At 51.1% G+C, this 19,762-nt stretch carries 17 protein-coding genes; 9 read left to right on the top strand and 8 right to left on the bottom strand.

Annotation, left to right across the window (positions count from 1 at the left end; genetic code table 11):
* Positions 1–76 precede the first annotated feature (76 nt).
* Complete coding sequence (locus QEH59_RS01165; RefSeq protein WP_308983527.1) at positions 77–502, top strand: hypothetical protein; 426 nt, start codon at positions 77–79, stop codon at positions 500–502.
* A gap of 157 nt (positions 503–659) precedes the next feature.
* Here the strand turns inward: QEH59_RS01165 and QEH59_RS01160 are convergent, their stop codons facing one another.
* The 5 genes from QEH59_RS01160 to QEH59_RS01140 form a co-directional block, all read right to left on the bottom strand.
* Positions 660–2,084 carry a DEAD/DEAH box helicase gene (locus QEH59_RS01160; RefSeq protein WP_308983526.1) on the bottom strand — a complete coding sequence of 475 codons (1,425 nt, stop codon included), beginning with the start codon at positions 2,082–2,084 and terminating at the stop codon, positions 660–662.
* A 177-nt stretch (positions 2,085–2,261) separates the two neighbouring features.
* Positions 2,262–3,650, bottom strand: a complete 1,389-nt coding sequence (locus tag QEH59_RS01155; RefSeq protein ID WP_308983525.1) for a dihydrolipoyl dehydrogenase family protein — start codon at positions 3,648–3,650, stop codon at positions 2,262–2,264.
* Positions 3,647–5,104 carry an O-antigen ligase family protein gene (locus QEH59_RS01150; RefSeq protein ID WP_308983524.1) on the bottom strand — a complete coding sequence of 486 codons (1,458 nt, stop codon included), beginning with the start codon at positions 5,102–5,104 and terminating at the stop codon, positions 3,647–3,649. The genes QEH59_RS01155 and QEH59_RS01150 overlap by 4 nt, the downstream gene beginning before the upstream one ends.
* A gap of 26 nt (positions 5,105–5,130) precedes the next feature.
* Positions 5,131–5,682: a DJ-1 family glyoxalase III gene (locus QEH59_RS01145; RefSeq protein WP_308983523.1), complete on the bottom strand. Its 552-nt coding sequence runs from the start codon at positions 5,680–5,682 to the stop codon at positions 5,131–5,133.
* On the bottom strand, positions 5,679–6,497 hold the full coding sequence (locus QEH59_RS01140; RefSeq protein WP_308983522.1) for an alpha/beta hydrolase: 819 nt from the start codon (positions 6,495–6,497) through the stop codon (positions 5,679–5,681). Before QEH59_RS01140 ends, QEH59_RS01145 begins: the two co-directional genes overlap by 4 nt.
* Before the next feature lie 55 nt (positions 6,498–6,552).
* Here QEH59_RS01140 and QEH59_RS01135 point away from each other — a divergent pair, with 55 nt between their 5' ends.
* A complete protein-coding gene (locus tag QEH59_RS01135) occupies positions 6,553–7,821 on the top strand; it encodes an aminotransferase-like domain-containing protein (protein WP_308983521.1) in 1,269 nt (422 codons plus the stop codon).
* A 2-nt stretch (positions 7,822–7,823) separates the two neighbouring features.
* Here the strand turns inward: QEH59_RS01135 and QEH59_RS01130 are convergent, their stop codons facing one another.
* On the bottom strand, positions 7,824–8,438 hold the full coding sequence (locus QEH59_RS01130; RefSeq protein ID WP_308983520.1) for a hypothetical protein: 615 nt from the start codon (positions 8,436–8,438) through the stop codon (positions 7,824–7,826).
* Positions 8,439–8,520: 82 nt separating this feature from the next.
* Positions 8,521–10,116 (bottom strand): CTP synthase, encoded by a 1,596-nt coding sequence (gene pyrG / locus QEH59_RS01125; RefSeq protein WP_308983519.1) that lies wholly within the window; start codon positions 10,114–10,116, stop codon positions 8,521–8,523.
* Positions 10,117–10,502: 386 nt separating this feature from the next.
* Between pyrG and QEH59_RS01120 the strand changes: the two genes are divergently transcribed.
* The 6 genes from QEH59_RS01120 to QEH59_RS01095 all read left to right on the top strand — a co-directional run bounded on the left by QEH59_RS01120 (position 10,503) and on the right by QEH59_RS01095 (position 16,882).
* Positions 10,503–11,309, top strand: a complete 807-nt coding sequence (locus QEH59_RS01120; protein ID WP_308983518.1) for a succinate dehydrogenase cytochrome b subunit — start codon at positions 10,503–10,505, stop codon at positions 11,307–11,309.
* Positions 11,310–11,321: 12 nt separating this feature from the next.
* Positions 11,322–13,265: a fumarate reductase/succinate dehydrogenase flavoprotein subunit gene (locus QEH59_RS01115; protein WP_308983517.1), complete on the top strand. Its 1,944-nt coding sequence runs from the start codon at positions 11,322–11,324 to the stop codon at positions 13,263–13,265.
* A gap of 30 nt (positions 13,266–13,295) precedes the next feature.
* Positions 13,296–14,057, top strand: coding sequence for a succinate dehydrogenase/fumarate reductase iron-sulfur subunit (locus QEH59_RS01110; RefSeq protein WP_308983516.1), 762 nt, complete (start codon positions 13,296–13,298; stop codon positions 14,055–14,057).
* A 246-nt stretch (positions 14,058–14,303) separates the two neighbouring features.
* Positions 14,304–15,908, top strand: coding sequence for a DUF11 domain-containing protein (locus tag QEH59_RS01105; protein WP_308983515.1), 1,605 nt, complete (start codon positions 14,304–14,306; stop codon positions 15,906–15,908).
* 105 nt (positions 15,909–16,013) lie between these two features.
* Positions 16,014–16,433, top strand: a complete 420-nt coding sequence (locus tag QEH59_RS01100) for an ExbD/TolR family protein (RefSeq protein ID WP_308983514.1) — start codon at positions 16,014–16,016, stop codon at positions 16,431–16,433.
* 5 nt (positions 16,434–16,438) lie between these two features.
* Positions 16,439–16,882, top strand: coding sequence for an ExbD/TolR family protein (locus QEH59_RS01095; RefSeq protein WP_308983513.1), 444 nt, complete (start codon positions 16,439–16,441; stop codon positions 16,880–16,882).
* 5 nt (positions 16,883–16,887) lie between these two features.
* Here QEH59_RS01095 and QEH59_RS01090 read toward each other — a convergent pair whose 3' ends face one another.
* On the bottom strand, positions 16,888–17,769 hold the full coding sequence (locus QEH59_RS01090; RefSeq protein ID WP_308983512.1) for a YicC/YloC family endoribonuclease: 882 nt from the start codon (positions 17,767–17,769) through the stop codon (positions 16,888–16,890).
* 235 nt (positions 17,770–18,004) lie between these two features.
* Between QEH59_RS01090 and serA the strand changes: the two genes are divergently transcribed.
* Complete coding sequence (gene serA / locus QEH59_RS01085; protein WP_308983511.1) at positions 18,005–19,591, top strand: phosphoglycerate dehydrogenase; 1,587 nt, start codon at positions 18,005–18,007, stop codon at positions 19,589–19,591.
* Positions 19,592–19,762: the final 171 nt, after the last annotated feature.

Genomic DNA, 19,762 nt, shown 5'->3' with positions numbered 1-19,762 from the left:
GCAAAACCATTGACGCAATCCGCGCTTATTCGCCTGAAGCTTGAACTTTAACCTAACTACCTAACTAACACTAATTATGAAAAAAAAAGTCATCATACTCGTGACTGTACTCAGTGCAGTTTTCTTCGCTGGTTGTAACACGACCGGTAGCTCTGGATCAGCCGCCACGATTCAAGTTAACAAAATGGGTGATGGTAACATGACCTGTGAGCAGATTGTCATCGAAACTAATCAAATGAACGAGATTCTTGGCATTGCTGAAGGCGAAATGCGAACTGCACAAATGCTTGGGCTTACTCAGAGCGCGGCCGTCAATGCAGCGCTCTACAGTGGAGCCCTCGCTGGTGCCGGTTCTTCGCTGCCATATCTGGGCAGCGCGATTAACATGGCTGGTTCGCTCAATCAGATGAATCAACAGCAAGCTGAAGAGCGTGCGGAAGCTGCCTTCAATCGTCGATCCGTCTTGACTGGCATGTACGCCGCTAAAGGTTGCGGTCAGTAGGGCATCGCGCTCGAAGTTGTTCTGTTCAGCGAATATGCAGGCGGACTGAACAGTCTTCGCTCCACTCAGTTACGCCGAGTCAGGAGCGAGGACTGCAATCTACAAGTATGTGAGTTCTTATACTTGCAGGTTTTGATTTAGATGCTGTCTCTAACCACTAACGACCGCTGCGTCCACGACTGCGGTTGCTGCGTTGTCCATTGGCTGCTTTTTGAAAGCCGCCGGTGGGACGGTTTTCATTTTGTGGCTTGGGCTTGCCCCCACCACTAGCGCCTTGAGGGCGTGCGCCGCGGTTGCCGCTGCCACCACTACCACGTGGGCCGCCGCGACTGTTGCTGCCGCCGCTACGTGGGCGGCGGTTACCACCGCCGCCGCCTTGTTTGGGCTTTTGTGCGGGAGCGCCGCTGGTATGGTGATGCTCAATCTGAGCGGCGTGGTATTCGTGCGAATACACGGGCACGGTGCGCTTGATCAGTTTTTCAACTTGGCGCAGTAGTGCGACTTCGTCTTCGGAGCAAAAAGAGAGTGCCTTGCCGCTGGTGCCTGCTCGGGCGGTGCGACCAATGCGGTGCACGTAGGCGTCGGACTCCATCGGGAGGTCGAAATTGATCACGAGTGTGATGTTCTTAACGTCGATACCGCGCGCGGCGACATCGGTGGCGACCAGCACGCGAACTTCGCCCTTCTTATAGAGGTCGAGGGTTTTTTGGCGGGCGTTTTGAGATTTGTTGCCGTGTAGGGAGTCAGCTTCGATGCCGAGGCTGCAGAGCTTGCGAGCTAGGTTTTTGGCGCCGTGTTTGGTGCGACTGAAGACAAGGCTCAACTCTTGATTGTTGGCATTGGCCTGGTGTTCTTGAATGAGGTCGAGCAGCAGATTTTGTTTGTCTGCTTTTTTGACGAAGAGTATGTGTTGATCAATTTTCTCTGCCGTCGTGCCTTGTGGCGCGATGCGTATTTCCTTGGGATTGTGCAACAGGCCGTTGGCGAGTTTGGTAATCTCTGGCGCCATGGTGGCAGAGAAGAGTAAAGTGTGACGCTGCTGTGGGATGGCGACGGCAATTTTTTGAATGTCGCGGATGAAGCCCATGTCCAGCATGCGGTCGGCTTCGTCGAGGATGAAGGTGTCAACTTGTGAAATGTCGATGTGGCCTTGTTGCTTCAGATCCAATAAGCGGCCGACGGTGGCCACTAGGATGTCGAGCCCGCCATAGAGGGCTTTAATTTGGGGTTTTTCGGAAACACCTCCGAACACCATGCCGACTTTGAGCCCGAGGCCTTCGCCGTAGGTTTTGAAGCTTTCGGTGACTTGCACTGCGAGCTCACGCGTGGGTGTGAGGATCAGGCAGCGCACGCCGCGACGGAATGGCTTGCGCGGGTTGCGGGCAAAACCGTCCAATACTGGTAGGGCGAAGGCGGCCGTTTTACCAGTGCCTGTTTGTGCGCAGGCAAGTAAGTCATGGCCTTCCAGTAAGACTGGAATTGCTTTCGCTTGGATTGGAGAGGGCGTTGTGTAGCCCTTAGCTTTGAGTGCGCGCTGAATTGGATCGGCTAATGCAAGATCCTGAAATGTAATTTCGGACATAGTATAGAATGTGCCATTTGAGAAATTGCAGGCACAGCAGCAATCGATGACAGTTGTATTTAGCTTAAATCAACCGCTCATCGATGACGGACCGAAACAAGTTGGCGATACGCGACCTTACGTATCTGCCGGAAAGCGCGGGACAAAGACAACTTCTTACTGGAATAGCAAGCTTTCTTATTGGGACATTTCGTCAGCGATGTCTTCGAGTGGATAGCTCCAGATCTCGGATAGGGTCGGGTGATACCAGTGTACTTTGAGTAAATCTTGCACGCTGGCTTTGAGTGTGACCGCTACCGCCATGGCATGAATCAGTTCTCCGCCGTCTTTACTGACGCATTCGGCTCCCAGGACGACACCAGTGGCGCGTTCAGCAAAAACTTTGACGTATCCATACTTGGCTTCCATTAGTATAGACTTACCGTGGTCGTCAAAGGGATAGTCGGCACTTAAATAATCGATGTTACGTGCTTTGAGTTGAGCTTCGCTGAGGCCTACGCTGCCGATTTGTGGGTCAGTGAATACGACGCCCAGCAGGTCGTCGTAATGCACAGGATCTGCTGGGCGCCCAGTGGCATGTTTGGCTGCGACTTCGCCTTGCATGATGGCGACGTGGACAATTTCGTGTGGGCCTGTGACGTCGCCTGAAGCGTAGACTTTGGGATTACTGGTACATTGCATCGCATTGCATTTGATGTGGCCACTTTTGCGTGTGCGAATGCCGGCAGCCTCGAGGCACAACCCTTGGGTTGCGGGTTTCCGTCCCAGGGCATTGAGTAGGTAGGGAGCTGCGACGGTGATCGTTTTGCCTTTGTGGTCGAAGCTGACACTGAAGCCATCTTCGCTATGTGTGATTTTTTGTAACGCGGTGTCGGTGTAGAGTTGAATGCCTTCGTCGCGAAAGGCAGTTTCAACGACACTGGCTGCTGAGGGAGACATCTCTTTGAGGATGTGGGGGCTGCGTTGAATTTGAATGACTTCGCTGCCGATACGGCGTAGAAATTGTGCGAGTTCACAGGCGACAATGCCGCCGCCTAGTACGATGATTTTTTCTGGAAGAAAGTCGAGTTCGAGCACCTCGTCGCTGGTCCAGTAAGGTACCTCGGATAAGCCCTGTATTGCTGGCTCGGATACAGTTGAACCGGTTGCGATCATGAAATTGTCCGCAGTGAGGCGTGTTCCATCGTCGAGTTCTATTGTCTGAGCGTCGACGAATTTCGCGTGGTTACGGAATAGTGTGAAGCGGTCACTCTGGAGTTGTTCCTGTCGGTATTCAGAGAAATCTTCGATGGTTGCCAGCTTGCGCTGGTGGAGCTGGCTCATATTGGCTGCAGCTGTCGGGATTTCTAGGCCGAATTGTTCTGCCTTTTGTGCCAGGTGGAGCACTTCAGCTGAATAGATCAGTGTCTTGGAAGGCATGCAGCCTCGTAAAATACAAAGCCCACCGAGTGTTTCAGCGTTGTCGACGATGGCGACATGTTCACAGGTTTCGCGTGCTGTGCGGGCGGCTGCATAGCCTCCGCTGCCGCCTCCGATAACGATGTAATCAAAGTGTGTTTGGCTCATTTTTCTTCCTCTTGGTAATGCGTGTTAAAGAATGGTAGTCGACGCTTGCTTTCATGCGTGACCAATTGAGGGCGTGCTGCGTCGACTTCATCGACTTTATTGCGACTGATTTCTGCCCAGCGTAAGGCGCTGAACATTATGGTGCAAAAACTAAAAAAGACCGCTGGAGACATAAATGGGCTGTCGCATAAGCTAAGTAGCAGGACTGCGCCGCAACCGATTAGTAGATGATTGGTTAGGTGTACATTGTGCGGGCCACGTATATAGCGGTAGATGAAGACGAATAAGAAGCCAACGATAATTAGGCCACCAAATAGTCCAAATTCTGCGAGTATTTGCAGCAGGTCTGAGCTGGCTCGTTCCGTGTGTTTGCCTAGTAATCTGTCATCGGCGTAGAATGGTAACAAATTTTGATAACTATCGATGCCCCAACCAAAAATAGGGTTTGCTTTAAACATATCAAAGGCGGCGATACGTAGTGCTGCGGCATCACTGGCGAATGTGTTCTCTTGAAACATTCGATAAATACCACCTGCAAAACTAAGGCTGGCGATCAGTCCACTACAGGTTGCGATAGATTTTCTGTGAACATCTTTGGAGTTGGCCAGAAAATTGGCTGCTACAATAAGCAGCATGATTGACAAGGTGAAGAGTAGAATTGCTGCCGGGATTTGGGCATGTACCAGGAAGCCAGAGGCTCCTAGAAGAGCGCCACCAGTGAGATACCATGGACCGATGGATTGAATGAAGTCAGGGCTGTCATCGTAGCGGGTAGAGAGTAGAGCCAGGGCGATGCAAGTGCAGCACCACAGGGTAGCGAAAGCTGCCCAATGGCCATCGTAAGGGAAAAATGCGAAGAAGTCCAAGTGCCCCGTGCCTGGGGTCAGGAGGGGGCTGGTGAGTCCCAGGCCTTTTTGAATATAGCCAAAAATTGCGACAAGCACGGCACCAAAGCATAGCCAGGGAAAAAGGCGTTCGAAAAATGCGCGTGATTTAGGGACTATGTAAAGGGACGCGACCATCAGGTAGCTGGCACAGAAACCAAACATTGTGACCCATGCGGAACTGTTGACCGCTGAGGTGGGACGCCATAGGCTGATCGGGGCGACTGTATGCATGGGGAGATCGCCGATGCTTGTTATGCTAAGTGGGTTCTGGAATAGCCCCAGTAAGAATTGTAAGAGCAGTGTCCAAGCCGGGGCTGTGCATATCCAGAACTTTGGCCAGAGTAAATCGACAAAGAATGGATGCGTATGCTCGTGCGTTTTGAGTAAAAAGGGCGTTAGGCAACCAATGATGAGTAGGCTGCCTAATAGCCAGAATGAACGTGGGTCTCCAATCCAGGAAATCATGCTGGCCATGATTAGGATCACACTGAAGAGTAAAGATTCAGCTGGCGTGAAATTGTCGCGCAGTAATTTGTCGCGGGGGAGGATTTGGGCGGAGTCTTCCAAAGCTTAAGTTATGGGGCAGGACGGGGTTAGCAGCTGTGGGACCAGCATATGGATGCGGCGATCTCTTTTTTAGTGGATTCGCTACAGAGTTGTTGAATCAGACTTAGGGCAAATTCGGTTGCGGTGCCTGCGCCGGGTGAGGTCAGGATGTTGTTGTCGATGACGATGGCTTGGTTGCGTGCGTTTGGGAGTTCTTTGGCTGTGCTCGGGTGTGCGGTGTACTCGATGTCTTGAATGAGCTTGGCATCTAGTAGCAGTAGGGGGGCAGCACAGATACAGGCGATGAGTTTACCCGCTTGCTTGTGGTTTTGCAGGCATTTAATGATTTGAGCATCTTCGCGTAGTTGGGTGATACCAGGTCCACCGGGCAGAATGACGACATCAAATATCTCAGTTGCGATCTGGGAGAGTAAGTGGTTGGTTTCTATGGTAATGCCACTGCGACCAGTTACCTGGAGTGTCTGGGCAGCGGAGGCCTGGACTACTTCAACCTCGGCGCGGCTGAGCAAATCTATGGGTGCGACAGCTTCCAGTTCTTCGAAGCCGGGGTGTAGGATTATGAGGGCGCGTAACTTCATGATAAGTCTCCTTTTATAAATGGTAGAACGATGTTCCAGTAATCTTGTTTCGCGGTTTGAATCAAGTTTCCATGGCCGGCTCCATTGACGAAGAGTTTATACTTGTTGCTTGATATGAGTTTCCAATTTTTCAATGCGTGTGTAAAGGGCACGACTCGGTCGTGGGTGCCGTGAATGATTAAAATTGGGCATTGTATGTTGGGGAGGCGGGCGTAGTTATCGAATCGATCCCAAGGTAGTAGCTTGATCTGTGTCATGACGCGGAATGTTGATGTAAACGCGCCATCTAAAATGAGTCCAGCAACTTTGTTTTGCTCGGCGAGCCAACAGGAGGGGCCACTGCCGAGGGAGCGCCCGTAGAGTGTGATTTGTTCGGGTGCGTAGCCAAGTTGTTCGGTGGCATATTTAAAAGCAGTGTCGATGGCAGCATAACAACCACTTTCAGAAGCTGTTCCACTGCTCGTGCCATAGCCAGGGTAGTCATAAGCGAGGACGGCAATACCTTGTTCTTGCAGTGATTTTAGAAATAGGCCTGCGGTGCCGATGTCTTCGCCATTTCCGTGACTGTAGAGGAGCAGATGTTCATCCTTGGGAGTTGATAAATAGCAAGCAGAGATTGTTTCACCATCTGTTGATTGTAGTTTGATGATGTCCGCATCGTCTTGATAGCTGCTCACGGGTGTCGGGAAAATGAGGTTATGTGCTCGAAATGCTGCATAGACATTGATGCCTGCGTAAGTGAGGCACAGGCTGGCAATCAGTAGAATGGAAACATTGGCAATCATTTGCTTGTGGGGCATGGCAGTTGGCTGCACGCTCCCTTCTTTACAATATCGGATCACTCCAGAGTTCAAATGCAATTCCCTTATAATGGATAATTCAGAGACAGCTATATCTTTTTCCCGGCAGGGGCGTGCAATCGCAAAGCCTGTTATTGTTGATTTAATGGCGCGTGCTCTGGCAAATCCGGATCTACTTTCTTTGGCTGCGGGGTTTACAGATAATGCAGTGCTGCCGCGTGAGTTGGTGGGGCGTTTTGCGGCAGAGATAACACGTGAGTGTGGGGCTGATGAAGCTTTACAATATGGGCAGAATCAAGGTCGGCAGCGCTTGCGTGAGTTGTCATGTGCGGCGATTGCTACGCATCCAGGAGAGCGGGCGGAGTTGTTTGATGCGCAGGCGATGTTTGTGACTAATGGATCGCAGCAGGCTTTGTACCTTGCTGTGCAGGCGCTGTGTGATCCGGGGGATATTGTGTTGGTTGAAGAGCCCAGTTATTTTGTATGCTTAGAGATGCTCAAAGGGCTTGGGTTGAGGCCGATTGGCATCCCCTGCGATGCCGAGGGAGGGATTGATCCAGCTGGTTTGGCAGCGCGACTGAAGGAGCTGGAGGCCGCTGGTGAGCGTTCGAAGGTGAAGGCGATTTATTTGGTCAGTTATTTCTGTAACCCAAGCAGTCGTTCCTTGAGCATGCAGGAGAAACGTGCAGTGGCGCGCACTCTGTTGGCAGCTGAATATAAAATTCCAGTAATTGAGGACGCGGCTTACCGTGAGCTTTATTTCGATCAGCCTCATCCGGCTCCTTCTATTATTAGTATGCCGGAGTTTGAGCCATTTCCGAAACTTTATTTAGGTACTTACACGAAGCCATTTGCTACTGGTTTGAAGATTGGTTATGGCTATTGTACGCATTCTGAGTGGCGTGAGAAAATACTGTGTATCAAGGGGCACCAAGACTTTGGTTCGGCGCATTTTTCGCAGGCGATTATTGAGCGTGTGTTAGATGCCGGACTGTATGCGGAGCATCTGGCTGGTATTCAGAAGCATTATGCACATAAAGCGGAAATTCTCGACTCAGCTCTGGTTGCGGGGGGCTTGCGTGAGGCGGGGTGGCAGTGGCGGCGGCCAGAGGGAGGCTTGATCTTTTGGCTGCGTGCGCCTGTGGGGATGGATCTCGCGATGGACAGTGCTTTTTGTCGGCGTTGTATTGAGCAAGGCGTGCTGTATGTGCCTGGGAATCTATGTTTTCCAGCTGGGGCACCGGCACATTGTGCGCGGCTTTCAAGTGGAGCTTTGCCTGAGGCCAAATTGCGTGAGGCGGCGCGTCGCTTTGTTGCTCAAGCTGCCCATTGCAGGTGAGGCTACAAATCCTCCGGAGTGTAGCCGGCTTTCCATTCACTGACCGGGACGCAAACCGGGGGGGCTCCGTTTTTATAAAACCAAGAGTCGACTGCGTAGTGGTCTCCTGTGTTGTTTTCGTAAATTGAGGCGGTGTTGTGCGGGAGGCGAAGTCTGAAGAAGCCGCGGTGCTGGGGGTAGCCGGTACTGTGGAATTTGAGTAGTCCTTCTTCTTGTAAGAGCATTAGGGTGACCGTTGTATTTGCTGCTTCGGCAATACAATCCAGTTGTGAGCCTGTGCCCAGTGCACGTTGGTTGCGTGGTGCGTCACCAGCGGTCCCATTTTTAGGGCCGTTGATTTGTTCGGTTAGGGCGATGGCGATTTTTATGCGTTCACGCTCGTCCTGTGCGTTCATTGGCGGGGGGGTGAATAGAGCGCAGATGCTTTGCCATTCAGGTTGAGTGTAGCCGAGCTGTGACAGTTGGCGGCAACCGGCCGATGCGCATAATTCAAAGTCCTCAACCTGTGGATGTTTTAGGTCGAAATGAGCCAGGTAGGTGCTGGGGCGCCGTGCGGATTCACAGCCTGAGCTCCAAACGCACACTAAAATGATGAGCAATGCTAACAGCGGGCGCATGGAGTGAGCTGAGGGGGCGGATGAAGTCACAGTGTCGGCGCAGCGCATTGTGCCCAATGGTAGCGCGCGGTTCACTTTGGGTCTACCGCTTGTATTTTAGTGCGGCAGCAATGAAGTTCGCAAAGAGCGGGTGTGCCGCATTGGGTTTGGACTTGAATTCCGGGTGAAACTGAACGCCAACATACCATGAATGCTCTGGGATCTCGACAATCTCGACTAGGTCGCGCTCTGGGTTTACGCCGCCGATACGTAGGCCAGCTTGCACTAATTGATCACGATATACGTTATTAAACTCATAGCGGTGGCGGTGGCGCTCATGAATTAATTTTTCGCCGTATGCGTGATAACTAAAACTGTCCTCTGCAAGCTCACAGGGGCAGGCACCCAAGCGCATGTTGCCACCCTTTGTTGTTAGATCTTTCTGGTCCTCCATGATGTCGATGACCGGATGCGCTGTTTGAGAGTCGAATTCAGTGCTGTTGGCACCTTCCAATTGGGCGACATTGCGAGCAAACTCAATGACTGCGATCTGCATGCCAAGGCAGAGACCGAAATAGGGAGTGTTATTTTCGCGAGCGAACTTTGCGGCGGCGATTTTACCTTCGGTGCCGCGGTCTCCAAAGCCGCCTGGGATTAGGATGCCATCGAGTGTCGCCAAATATTTGGATGGATCATTCTCGATGTCTTCGGCATCCAAACGTACGATGCGCACGTGGGTATCATTCGCAATGCCGGCATGGATAATTGATTCATATACAGATTTGTAGGCGTCCTGTAGTTCGATATACTTGCCGACAACGCCAATTTCAACTTTGTGGCTAGGTGCTTTGAGGCGACGTACCACGTCGTGCCAAACTCTCATGTCACTGTCCGGGGCGTCCAGCTTCAGGTGATCGATGACCAAATCATCGATATTCTCGGCTTTGAGTGCCAGAGGAAGCTCGTAGATAGAGGTTTCCACGTCCATCTCTTCAATGACAGCTTTAACTGGTACGTTGCAAAAAAGTGAGAGCTTCTGGCGCATCTCATTGGTCATTGGCTCTTCCGTGCGGCAAACCAGAATGTCAGCTTGAATACCAATTTCACGTAGTTTTGCTACGGATTGTTGGCTGGGCTTGGTTTTTAGTTCGCCCGCAGCTTTTAAGTAAGGCAGTAGTGTGCAGTGTAGGAACAGCACATCATCGCGGCCAACTTCGAGGGCAAATTGGCGCATGGCTTCCAGAAAGGGGAGTCCTTCGATGTCGCCAATGGTGCCGCCTAATTCAGTAATGAGTACGTCCACATCGTCACCTCCGCCGGCGTAGATACGTTCTTTGATCACATTGGTAACGTGAGGGATGACCTGAACCGTTGCGCCGAGGTAATCCCCGCGTCGTTCTTTGGCTAGGACGGTTTCGTAGACCTTTCCAGAGGTTAGGTTGTTGAGGCGCGAAAGCTCGCCGGAGGTGAAGCGCTCGTAGTGGCCCAGATCGAGGTCAGTCTCGGCACCGTCGTTCAATACATAGACTTCGCCGTGCTGGAAGGGGCTCATCGTGCCAGGGTCGACGTTCAAATAGGGATCGAATTTCTGGAGACGAACTTTTAAACCGCGCTGTTCGAGTAGGGCGCCAAGTGCTGCGGAGGTGAGTCCTTTACCTAGCGAGGAGACGACGCCGCCTGTAACGAAAATATACTTCATGTGTTCGAACTGTACTGTTTTAGAGAATAATCAATTTAGAAAAACGAGAGCGCTGTTGATGGTTCGGCCGCCGTTGGGCTCGCATTCAATTCTTTGGCCTTCACGCATGGCAAACATTTTCCAAGCTTAGATTGAAAGAAGTTTGTCGGATTAGGTTAGCTGCTATTGGATTTTTTATTGATAAGAATTGTTAATTTTAAGGTAGACAGGGGAAGGCTGTGCGTATTTAGAAGAGCCTGTCGTTTGTTTGAAGGTCTTTATTCTGAAGCTTAGCTAATTTAACTTATCTGTTTCGCTAATAGATGGGTTGCAATCTGCTCGGTGTTTGAAAAGGCTTCCAATCTCAGTTGCAACAATACTTTTCTTAATAGCTCCCGACATATATTATGTGCTCATTATGTAGTTTCTTCAAATCCACCATCGGTCGTAAGATTTTGATGGCGTTAACTGGCCTAGTGCTCGTGCTCTTTGTAATGGGGCACATGCTTGGGAATTTACAGATCTTTCTCGGTGCAGAGGTGATCAATGCGTATGCTTATAAGTTGCATCATTTGCTGCCCGCAGCGGCGCTGTGGGGGATTCGCATATTCCTGTTGGGGAGTATTGCGGTGCATATCTGGGCTGCGGTGACCTTGACCTTGGATAATCGCAAGGCGCGCCCGGATCGTTACGATGATGATAAGATGGTTCAGGCGAGCTATTCTTCCCGTACCATGCGCATGAGCGGTATTATTCTGTTGGCCTTTATTGTTTTTCACATTGCGCATTTTACGGCGCGTAACGTGCCAGGTATGCAATATGAGGAAGCGGGGGTGATTGAGCCAACTATGGTGCCCTTGGTTAAGCATGGTGAAGTGGTCGTGAAAAATGGTCATCCGGTGGATACTTTCAATGTTAACGATATGATGGTTGATGGCTTTCAAGTGTGGTGGGTTTCTGTATTTTACATCGTAGCCACTGGTTTGCTTTGCATGCATTTAACACACGGAGTGAGCAGTATGTTTCAGAGTGTCGGGCTTCGTAATGCGCTTTGGCGCAAGCGTCTCGATCGTGTGGCCCTGGTGTATGGTTGGGTGGTTTTTCTCGGCTTTGCGGTGATTCCGCTTTCTGCTTTGACGGGGATACTTAAAAAGGATCCGACGGGTGGTTTGCCAGTCGCCGCTGCCGAGATCACTGAAACACTTCACAAATAGGAACGCCGAACAATGAATCTCGATTCCAAAATTCCCGAAGGCCCACTCGCACAGAAGTGGACGAGCCACAAGTTTAATATGAAGCTGGTCAATCCGGCCAATCGACGTAAATATAACGTGATTGTGGTCGGTTCCGGTCTCGCTGGTGGCGCTGCGGCCGCCAGTCTCGCTGAGCAGGGCTACAACGTCTCTTGCTTCTGTTATCAGGATAGTCCGCGCCGTGCGCACAGTATTGCTGCGCAGGGGGGGATTAATGCTTCCAAGAATTATCAGAACGACGGTGACAGCGTGCATCGTCTCTTCTACGACACGGTGAAGGGCGGCGACTACCGCGCTCGTGAGGCCAATGTGTATCGTCTGGCAGAAGTGTCTTCCGACATTATTGACCAGTGCGTCGCCAATGGCGTTCCTTTTGCCCGCGAATATGGTGGATACTTGGCGAATCGCTCTTTCGGTGGTGCGCAAGTGTCTCGTACTTTTTATGCCCGCGGTCAAACGGGGCAGCAGTTGTTATTAGGTGCTTATTCTGCACTGAGTAAGCAGATCGGCCTCGGTAAGGTGAAGATGTATAATCGCCATGAGATGCTGGATGTGGTCAAGGTCGACGGTCATGCCAAGGGTGTGATTGTGCGCAACATGGTGACCGGCGAAATTTCCCGCCATGCGGGCGATGCCGTCGTGATTGCCACCGGTGGTTACGGCAATGTATTCTTCCTCTCCACAAATGCTCAGGGTTGTAATGTGACGGCTGCGCATCGCGCCTATCGCCGTGGTGCCGGTATGGCCAACCCATGCTACACGCAAATTCACCCCACCTGTATTCCGGTTCACGGTGATCAGCAGTCGAAGTTGACGCTGATGTCGGAGTCGCTGCGGAATGATGGTCGTGTGTGGGCGCCTAAGGATAAGGAGACTGCCAAGAAGATTCGCGAAGGTAAGCTCGATCCCAACGCTGTGCCTGATGAAGAGCGCGATTACTACCTGGAGCGTAAATACCCGAGCTTTGGTAATTTGGCCCCGCGCGATATTTCCTCGCGTGCTGCCAAGGAGGCTTGCGACGACGGTCGTGGGGTGGCGACTACAGGACTCGGGGTCTTCCTCGACTTCCGCGATGCGATCAAGCGTGATGGCCAAAAGGCGATCGAAGAGCGCTATGGTAATCTCTTTGAAATGTATCAATGCATCACCGGTGATAATCCTTACGAAACACCGATGATGATTTTCCCCGCCGTGCACTACACCATGGGCGGGCTTTGGGTTGATTACAATTTGCAGTCCACCATTCCTGGCATGTTTGTCGGCGGTGAGGCTAATTTCTCTGATCACGGAGCAAATCGACTCGGTGCTTCGGCGCTGATGCAAGGTTTGGCGGACGGATATTTTGTTCTGCCATATACGGTGGGTAACTACCTCGGAGAGCAGGGCGTGGCCGCTGCGGGCAAGGTGACCGCAGATCACCCCGCTTTTGCCGAAGTCGAAGCCGATGTGAAGTCGCGCATTGATAAGCTGATGTCGATCGGTGGCACTGAGTCGCCGCGTTCCTTCCATAAGCGCCTTGGCAACATTATGTGGGAGAAGTGCGGCATGTCCCGCACCAAGGAGAGTCTGACTGCAGCGATTGAAGAGATTCAAGCCTTACGCAAAGAGTTCTGGTCCAATCTGAAGGTTGTGGGCGATGCCGACAGCCTGAACCCCGAGCTCGAGCGCGCCGGTCGCGTGGCTGACTTTATGGAGTTCGGCGAAATCCTTTGTCGCGATGCACTTATGCGAGAAGAGTCCTGTGGTGGTCACTTCCGCGCAGAGCACCAAACCGACGACGGTGAGGCCAAGCGTGACGACGATAATTTCGCATTCGTAGGAGTGTGGGAGTATAAGGGCGACGATGTTGCCCCAGCCTTGCACAAGGAGCCGCTCGTTTACGAAAACATCAAGCTCGCCACTCGCAGTTACAAGTAATCCAACTCAATACGCACGATGGAAAAAACAATGAATCTCACAATCCGCGTTTGGCGTCAGAAGAACCGCCTCGACGTTGGAAAATTTGCCGAATACAAGCTCGCCAATATTTCTGAGGACTCCTCATTCCTCGAAATGCTCGACATCCTTTCGGAGCAACTCGTTGCGGATGGCCATGAGCCGGTCGCGTTTGACCATGACTGTCGCGAAGGTATTTGCGGCATGTGCTCGATGACGATTAACGGCATTCCACACGGCCCTGAGAGTGGTACTACGGCCTGTCAGTTGCACATGCGTCACTTCCACGATGGGCAGACGATCACGATCGAGCCATGGCGTGCCAAGCCCTTCCCTGTCATTAAAGACCTGGTGGTTGACCGCACACCCTTGGATAAGATTATTCAGGCAGGTGGCTTTATCACTGCACGTGCTGGGAGTGCCGTTGATGCGAATGCGATGCCGATTGCTAAGGGCATTGCCGACTATGCGATGGATGCTGCGGCTTGTATCGGTTGTGGTGCTTGCGTGGCTGCGTGCCCGAATGCATCGGCGATGTTATTTACCGGTGCTAAGGTCGCTCACATGAACAGCCTACCACAGGGCAAGGCGGAGAAAGATCGTCGTACGCTTGCCATGGTCACCACCATGGACGGCGAAGGTTTTGGCGGTTGCACTAACATTGGAGAGTGTGAGGCAGCTTGCCCGAAGAGTATTCCGCTGGACATGATTGCGCATCTGAATCGCGACTATGCAGTGGCGCAAATGAAGAACTTCTTTAAGCCGGTCGCATAGCGCGTCGCTTCAAATCGTCATTTTCTAAAGCGTGTTTTCCTGCGGGGGAGCACGCTTTTTTGTAGGAATTTTACTTCTTTATACGCCTAGTGGTAGCTGGGCTAATGCTAAAATTTAATATGTTTTGACTCGATTTAGCGTTATCCTGTGCTAGGGTATTTAGTTCATCTGCTAATCTAGATGTGCGAACGCCATCCGTTCGCTCCGCAAAATAAACTAACTACACACACAGAACATATGAATATCATGAAAAAGTTCCTCGGAGCTTCTGCACTTGCAGCATTCATTGCTTTGTCCGCTTCTCAGCTATCCGCTCAGAGAATCCCGGACCAGGGCAAGAATTTCACAGTGTCGGATTCCCCCGAAACAACCGTTTTCAACCTGAAAACACCCTCTGACAATCGTCACGTTCATCAATACAACAAGACGAAGCCTGCGCCTGCGCCGGCACCTGTCGCAGCACCTGCTCCAGCTGGTGATTGCTCTATCGGTACAGTCACTGATTACATTGATAAGCACCTCGTACGCCTTGAGAAGTCCGCACCTGACATGGTTGCGATCAACACTCCCTACGATTACAACTATACAGTAATCGCTAAGGATAAGGTGAAGAAAGTTGTTGTTGAAGAGCAGATCCCTGCCGGCACTGTATATGTTTCAAGTGAGCCTGAAGCCGAAGTCAACGGCAGCAGTGTGACTTGGACGCTTTACAATGTTCAAAGCGGTTCACGCACGCCTCTTAAGTTGACGGTTAAGCCAACTCAAGTCGCAGATCTTAGTAACTGTGCGACCATCGTTGCATATCCAGAAGCTTGCACCACTACACAAGTGGGTGCTCCTGAGCTTGCGATCGTAAAGACAACTCCAAATGAACAAGTTCTTCTTGGTGCAGGTGTTCCTTGGAACATCACTGTGACTAATGTTGGTAACTTCTGCGCATACGATGTTGTTCTTACAGACACATTGCCTGCTGGCGTCGCTCATGACAGCGGAAACAGCACTTTGACAACAAATCTCGGCACACTCGCTCCAGGTGAAAGCCGTGACGTTACAGTGAACACCACAGCTTCGGCAACTGGTGAGCATTGCAACACAGCGGTGGCTTCCGCTTCCAATGCAGCATCTGTTGAAGATGATGCATGTGTCGTTGTGGTTGAAGCAGGTATCGATGTTGTTAAGGAAGGCACACCAATGCAGTTTGTTGGTAAGAAGGCTTCTTACACAATCACAGCCACGAATACTGGTGATGTGCCACTCTCTGACGTAGTTGTTGTCGACACTGTTCCTTCACAGAACAAGTTGCTCACTGCTCCAGGTGCACAAATCAATGGTAACACAGCTACATGGACCACTAGCCTCGGTGCTGGCGAATCCAAGAGCTTCGACGTTACTGTTCTTGGCCTGCAAGAAGGCACATATTGCAACCAAGTTAGCGCTGCATCAGCTCAATACGGGCTCAGCGGTAACGACGATGCATGCACCGAATGGCGTGGCTACCCAGCGCTGTTGATCGAAGTGATTGACACTGAGGATCCACTGCTGGTTGGTGAGGAAACTACCTATGTGATTCAAATCACTAACCAAGGAACTGCACAAGACACAAACGTCGGCCTCGAAGTTCAACTTCCAAGCCAACTTAAGGTTGTCTCCGCTGCAGGTGATACACAAGGCAGCATCACTGGCAACAACGTCAGCTTCGCTCCTTACAGTGTATTGAAGGCTAAGCAGATCATCGAGTTCCGTGTTGTTGCGCAAGCTGTCGCCGAAGGTGACGCCCGCTTTAAGGCACAAATGCGCTCGGATCTTCTTAAGACTCCAGTTCCTGAAGAAGAAGCGACTCAAGTCTACTAAGACCTGATTCTTCCGAATCTTTCAGAGGTGTCCGCTTATGCGGGCGCCTCTTTTTTTTGCTATTTTACCTGACTTTTCAGCTGTAATTTTTAACGTTTTGTATCAATGGCCCGCCGTAGATCCAGTCAATCGCCTGAAGAGGATTTCCCGATGACTCCGATGATCGATATGGTTTTTTTACTGTTGGTCTTCTTTATGACGGTCAGCACGTTGGCGCAGGCAGACCGTGCTAAGAAGCTTGATTTACCAGAGTCGGCGGAGAGTGATGTGCCTGATGCTGAGGATCTGCCTAATCGCGGGACGATTTCTTTGGATGCAGAGGGTGTCATCTACTTGGGCATGGAACCAGTCACGCTTGAGAATATGCGAGCGACAATGAAGACCTCACTGGCAGCGAACCCTGAACTGCGCATTCATCTACGTGCGGATCAAGCCACGCCCTATCTGACGATTAAGAAAGTTCTCAAAGCATGTGCCGAAGTGGGGGCTTACGAAGTCATTTACGCCACCTATCAAATGGATTAATTCTGATGGCCATACCCAAAAAGAAAGTAGAAGACAAGGTCGGCGTACCGATTGCCCCTATGATTGATGTCGTTTTTCTGCTGCTGATCTACTTTATGGTTGCTTCGACCTTGGAGCAGCAGGAGGCCGATCTTTCTTTTCAATTGCCTGGCTCGGTCGTGCAGGATGAACCACTGGACCTGCCCGATGAGCAAATTATTGAAATCCGCCAAGACGGCCAAGTGATTGTTAATGATTATCCCTATGATACGCCTGACGCACCACGTTTTCAAGCGCTGGCAGCGATGCTGACGCGCTTTCGCGAGGCCAGCGCAGCTAATAAAGTTGAGGCAATCGTCACAATTTCACCGGCTGAATCTGTGTCACATGGGCAAATCGTAAAGGTGATGGATGCTTGCTCGCTGGCTGGTATTGAAGCGGTGAATTTCGCTTTGGGGGATGATACTTAAGGCGGCTATTCGATGTTCTGCACCTGCTCGCGGATGCGTTCGAGCGCGTTCTTACCTTCGATGACCAGGCGTGTGATCTCGATATCGTTGGATTTGCTGCCGGTGGTGTTGAATTCGCGGTGAATTTCTTGGCAGAGAAAATCCATCTTACGACCACTGGCTTCGTCCGCGTGGACGAAGCTCAGGAATTGTTCAAAGTGAGAGGCCAGTCGAGTGGTTTCTTCACTTATGTCTGAGCGATCCGCAAAGATCGCGACTTCCTTCAGCACCCGTTCATCTGATGGATCGAGTTCCAAATTTAGCTGCTTCAGGCGTTCAAGCAAGGCATCGCGGTAACGTTGCGTGCTGCCATTGGCGTTGGTTTCGATTTGTTGCCGCAGGTCTTCGAGTTCAGTGATGCGCTGTTTTAAGTCGGTGGCTAGTGCGGCACCTTCTCGCAGTCGCATGGAATCGATATCCAGCAAAGCTTCATTGAAGGCAGCTTGGATTGAGCCTTTGAGTGATTTCCAGTCTGGGAGTCCACTGCTATCTTTGACCGAACGTGCCAGATCCAGCAAGAAACCGCTGTCGGGCGTGAAGTCCAGGCCTTGGGCTTGCGCAAATTCACGTAAGTTTTGGAGGCTTTGTGCCATTGCGGCGGTATTTAAGCTGAGTGAGCCAGTATCGCCCTGGATGGATTCCACTTTGATTTGAATATTGACTCGACCACGTTGAAAGGCCCCGTTTAGCCATTCATTACACTTTGCCTCGTACCCGCTCCATTCTCGCGGCGCACTGATTTGTACGTCGAGTGTCTTTCGGTTGACCGAATTAATCTCAATTTGAATGCGTACACCTGCATCTATTGCATCTGCGCAACCGCGCCCAAAACCTGTCATACTTCGCATGGGCAACTGATAATGGCTGCCAGCCAAGAGGGAAGGGCAAAGTTTTCGTTTATGAAGAACACTGGATCTAAACACTGAGGCTGCCCCGCAGTGTACATTGTTTTGTCTCGCTAGAAAGTAGGTCCTGTTCCCAGGAACGCGCCGGCTCAAGTTTATCTACGAATATTTGTACAAGTTCATTTTCACGATATTTCGTTGCAATTCACGCCTGCATAAATTTACTCGCCCGCTTCTTATGAAAATATTAGTCGCAGACCGCATTTCGCCCATTGGTGTTGATTTGTTCAAAGCCCAGGAGGGTTTTGACGTCGTTGAAGCCTATGGTTCCTCCCCGGAGCAAATTCTTGAGCTTGCCAAGGATGCCGACGCGATTGCTGTGCGTTCGGATACTCGGATCACTGCTGAAGTGATCGCTGCGGCCCCAAAGCTAAAGGTTGTGGGGCGTGCAGGTGTCGGTGTGGATAACATCGATATCGAAGCCGCTACCGATCACGGTGTGATCGTTATGAACACGCCAACGGGGAATACGATCGCCACCGCAGAGCTTACCTTTACTCACATGCTTGCGGGCACACGTCCGATTGTTCAAGCGAGTGCGGGTATGAAAGCTGGCCGCTGGGATCGTAAAAAGTATACAGGTTCTGAGCTCAATCAGAAGACACTCGGTGTGCTTGGAATGGGGCGTATTGGTGCTGAAGTTGCTAAACGTGCAATGGCATTTCAGATGGAAGTGTTGGCATACGATCCGTACTTGACGGAGTCACGTGCGAAGAGTCTGGGCGTTCAACAAGCTACGCTCGACGAGGTGATTGAAAACGCGGATTATATTACCGTGCACATGCCAATGACTAAGGAGACAAAGCACATGCTGAATGCAGATGCATTTTCCCGTATGAAGGATGGTGTGCGTGTCTTCAATTGTGCTCGTGGTGGAATTATTGAGGAGGCCGCATTGATTGAGGCACTCAATTCAGGCAAGGTTGCCGCAGCTGGTCTCGATGTTTATGAGGATGAGCCTCCTGCTGAAGACAGTCCACTGCGTCAGATCGAGAACCTAGTGCTCACGCCGCACTTGGGTGCTTCGACTCAGGAAGCTCAAGAGAACGTTGGTATTGATGTCGCAAAGCAAATGATTGAAGCCCTCACTGGCGGAATGGTCATGAACGCACTGAACATGCCCTCCGTTGATCCGAAGGTCCTTGAGAAGCTAGCTCCTTATATGACGCTGGGAGAAAAAATTGGTACTTTCTCGCAACAACTTGCACCCGAAGGAGTGGAGAAAATTACGATTCGTTATTTTGGCAAAGTGACCGAATTGGATACACTACCACTGACCAATGCGATCCAGCGTGGATTTCTGCGTGAGATTTCTGACAACGTTAACAATGTGAATGCACCCAAGAAAATCGAGCGTTTGGGGGTGGAGACAGAGCAAGTGAAGAGCAGCACGCACGCTGACTTTAACGAACTGATTGAAGTTGAGGTTGCTTGTAAGGGAGGCAAAACGCGCACTGTTGCCGGCACACTGGTAGGGAAGAACCAAACACCGCGTATTGTCTCTATTGATGGTCATGGTCTTGAAGTGAGCACTCATGCGACCTTGTTGGTGCTTAAGAATAAGGACGTGCCAGGTATCGTCGGTTTCATCGGTGTCACCTTAGGTGAGGACAAAGTTAATATCGCAAATATGTCATTAAGTCGCGATAAAGGCGAAGGATTTGCTGTTTCCGTCTTTGAACTGGATAGCGCGCCTTCTGAAGCGGCTGCCAAGAAGATTACAGAGCATCCTGCGATTGAGAAATATCGTGTCATCAAGCTGTAAGGCTTGTATTCAATCTCTCACAAAAGGGCTCCCTTGTATGGGGAGTCCTTTTTTGCTGCCTTACTATTAATTGCTACTGCGCTACATCCAAGGCTGCAGCGTTCGCCAGAATCACTGTGAAAGTGGTGTAATCTAGACTCGCAGCAGACGATTCTGGCTTCATGCTGGATC

The sequence above is a fragment of the Thalassobacterium sedimentorum genome (assembly GCF_031127905.1).
Taxonomy (GTDB): Bacteria; Verrucomicrobiota; Verrucomicrobiia; order Opitutales; family Coraliomargaritaceae; genus Thalassobacterium; species Thalassobacterium sedimentorum.
Note: the sequence above shows the minus strand (reverse complement) of the source record. Positions and strands in the feature narration are given on the sequence as shown.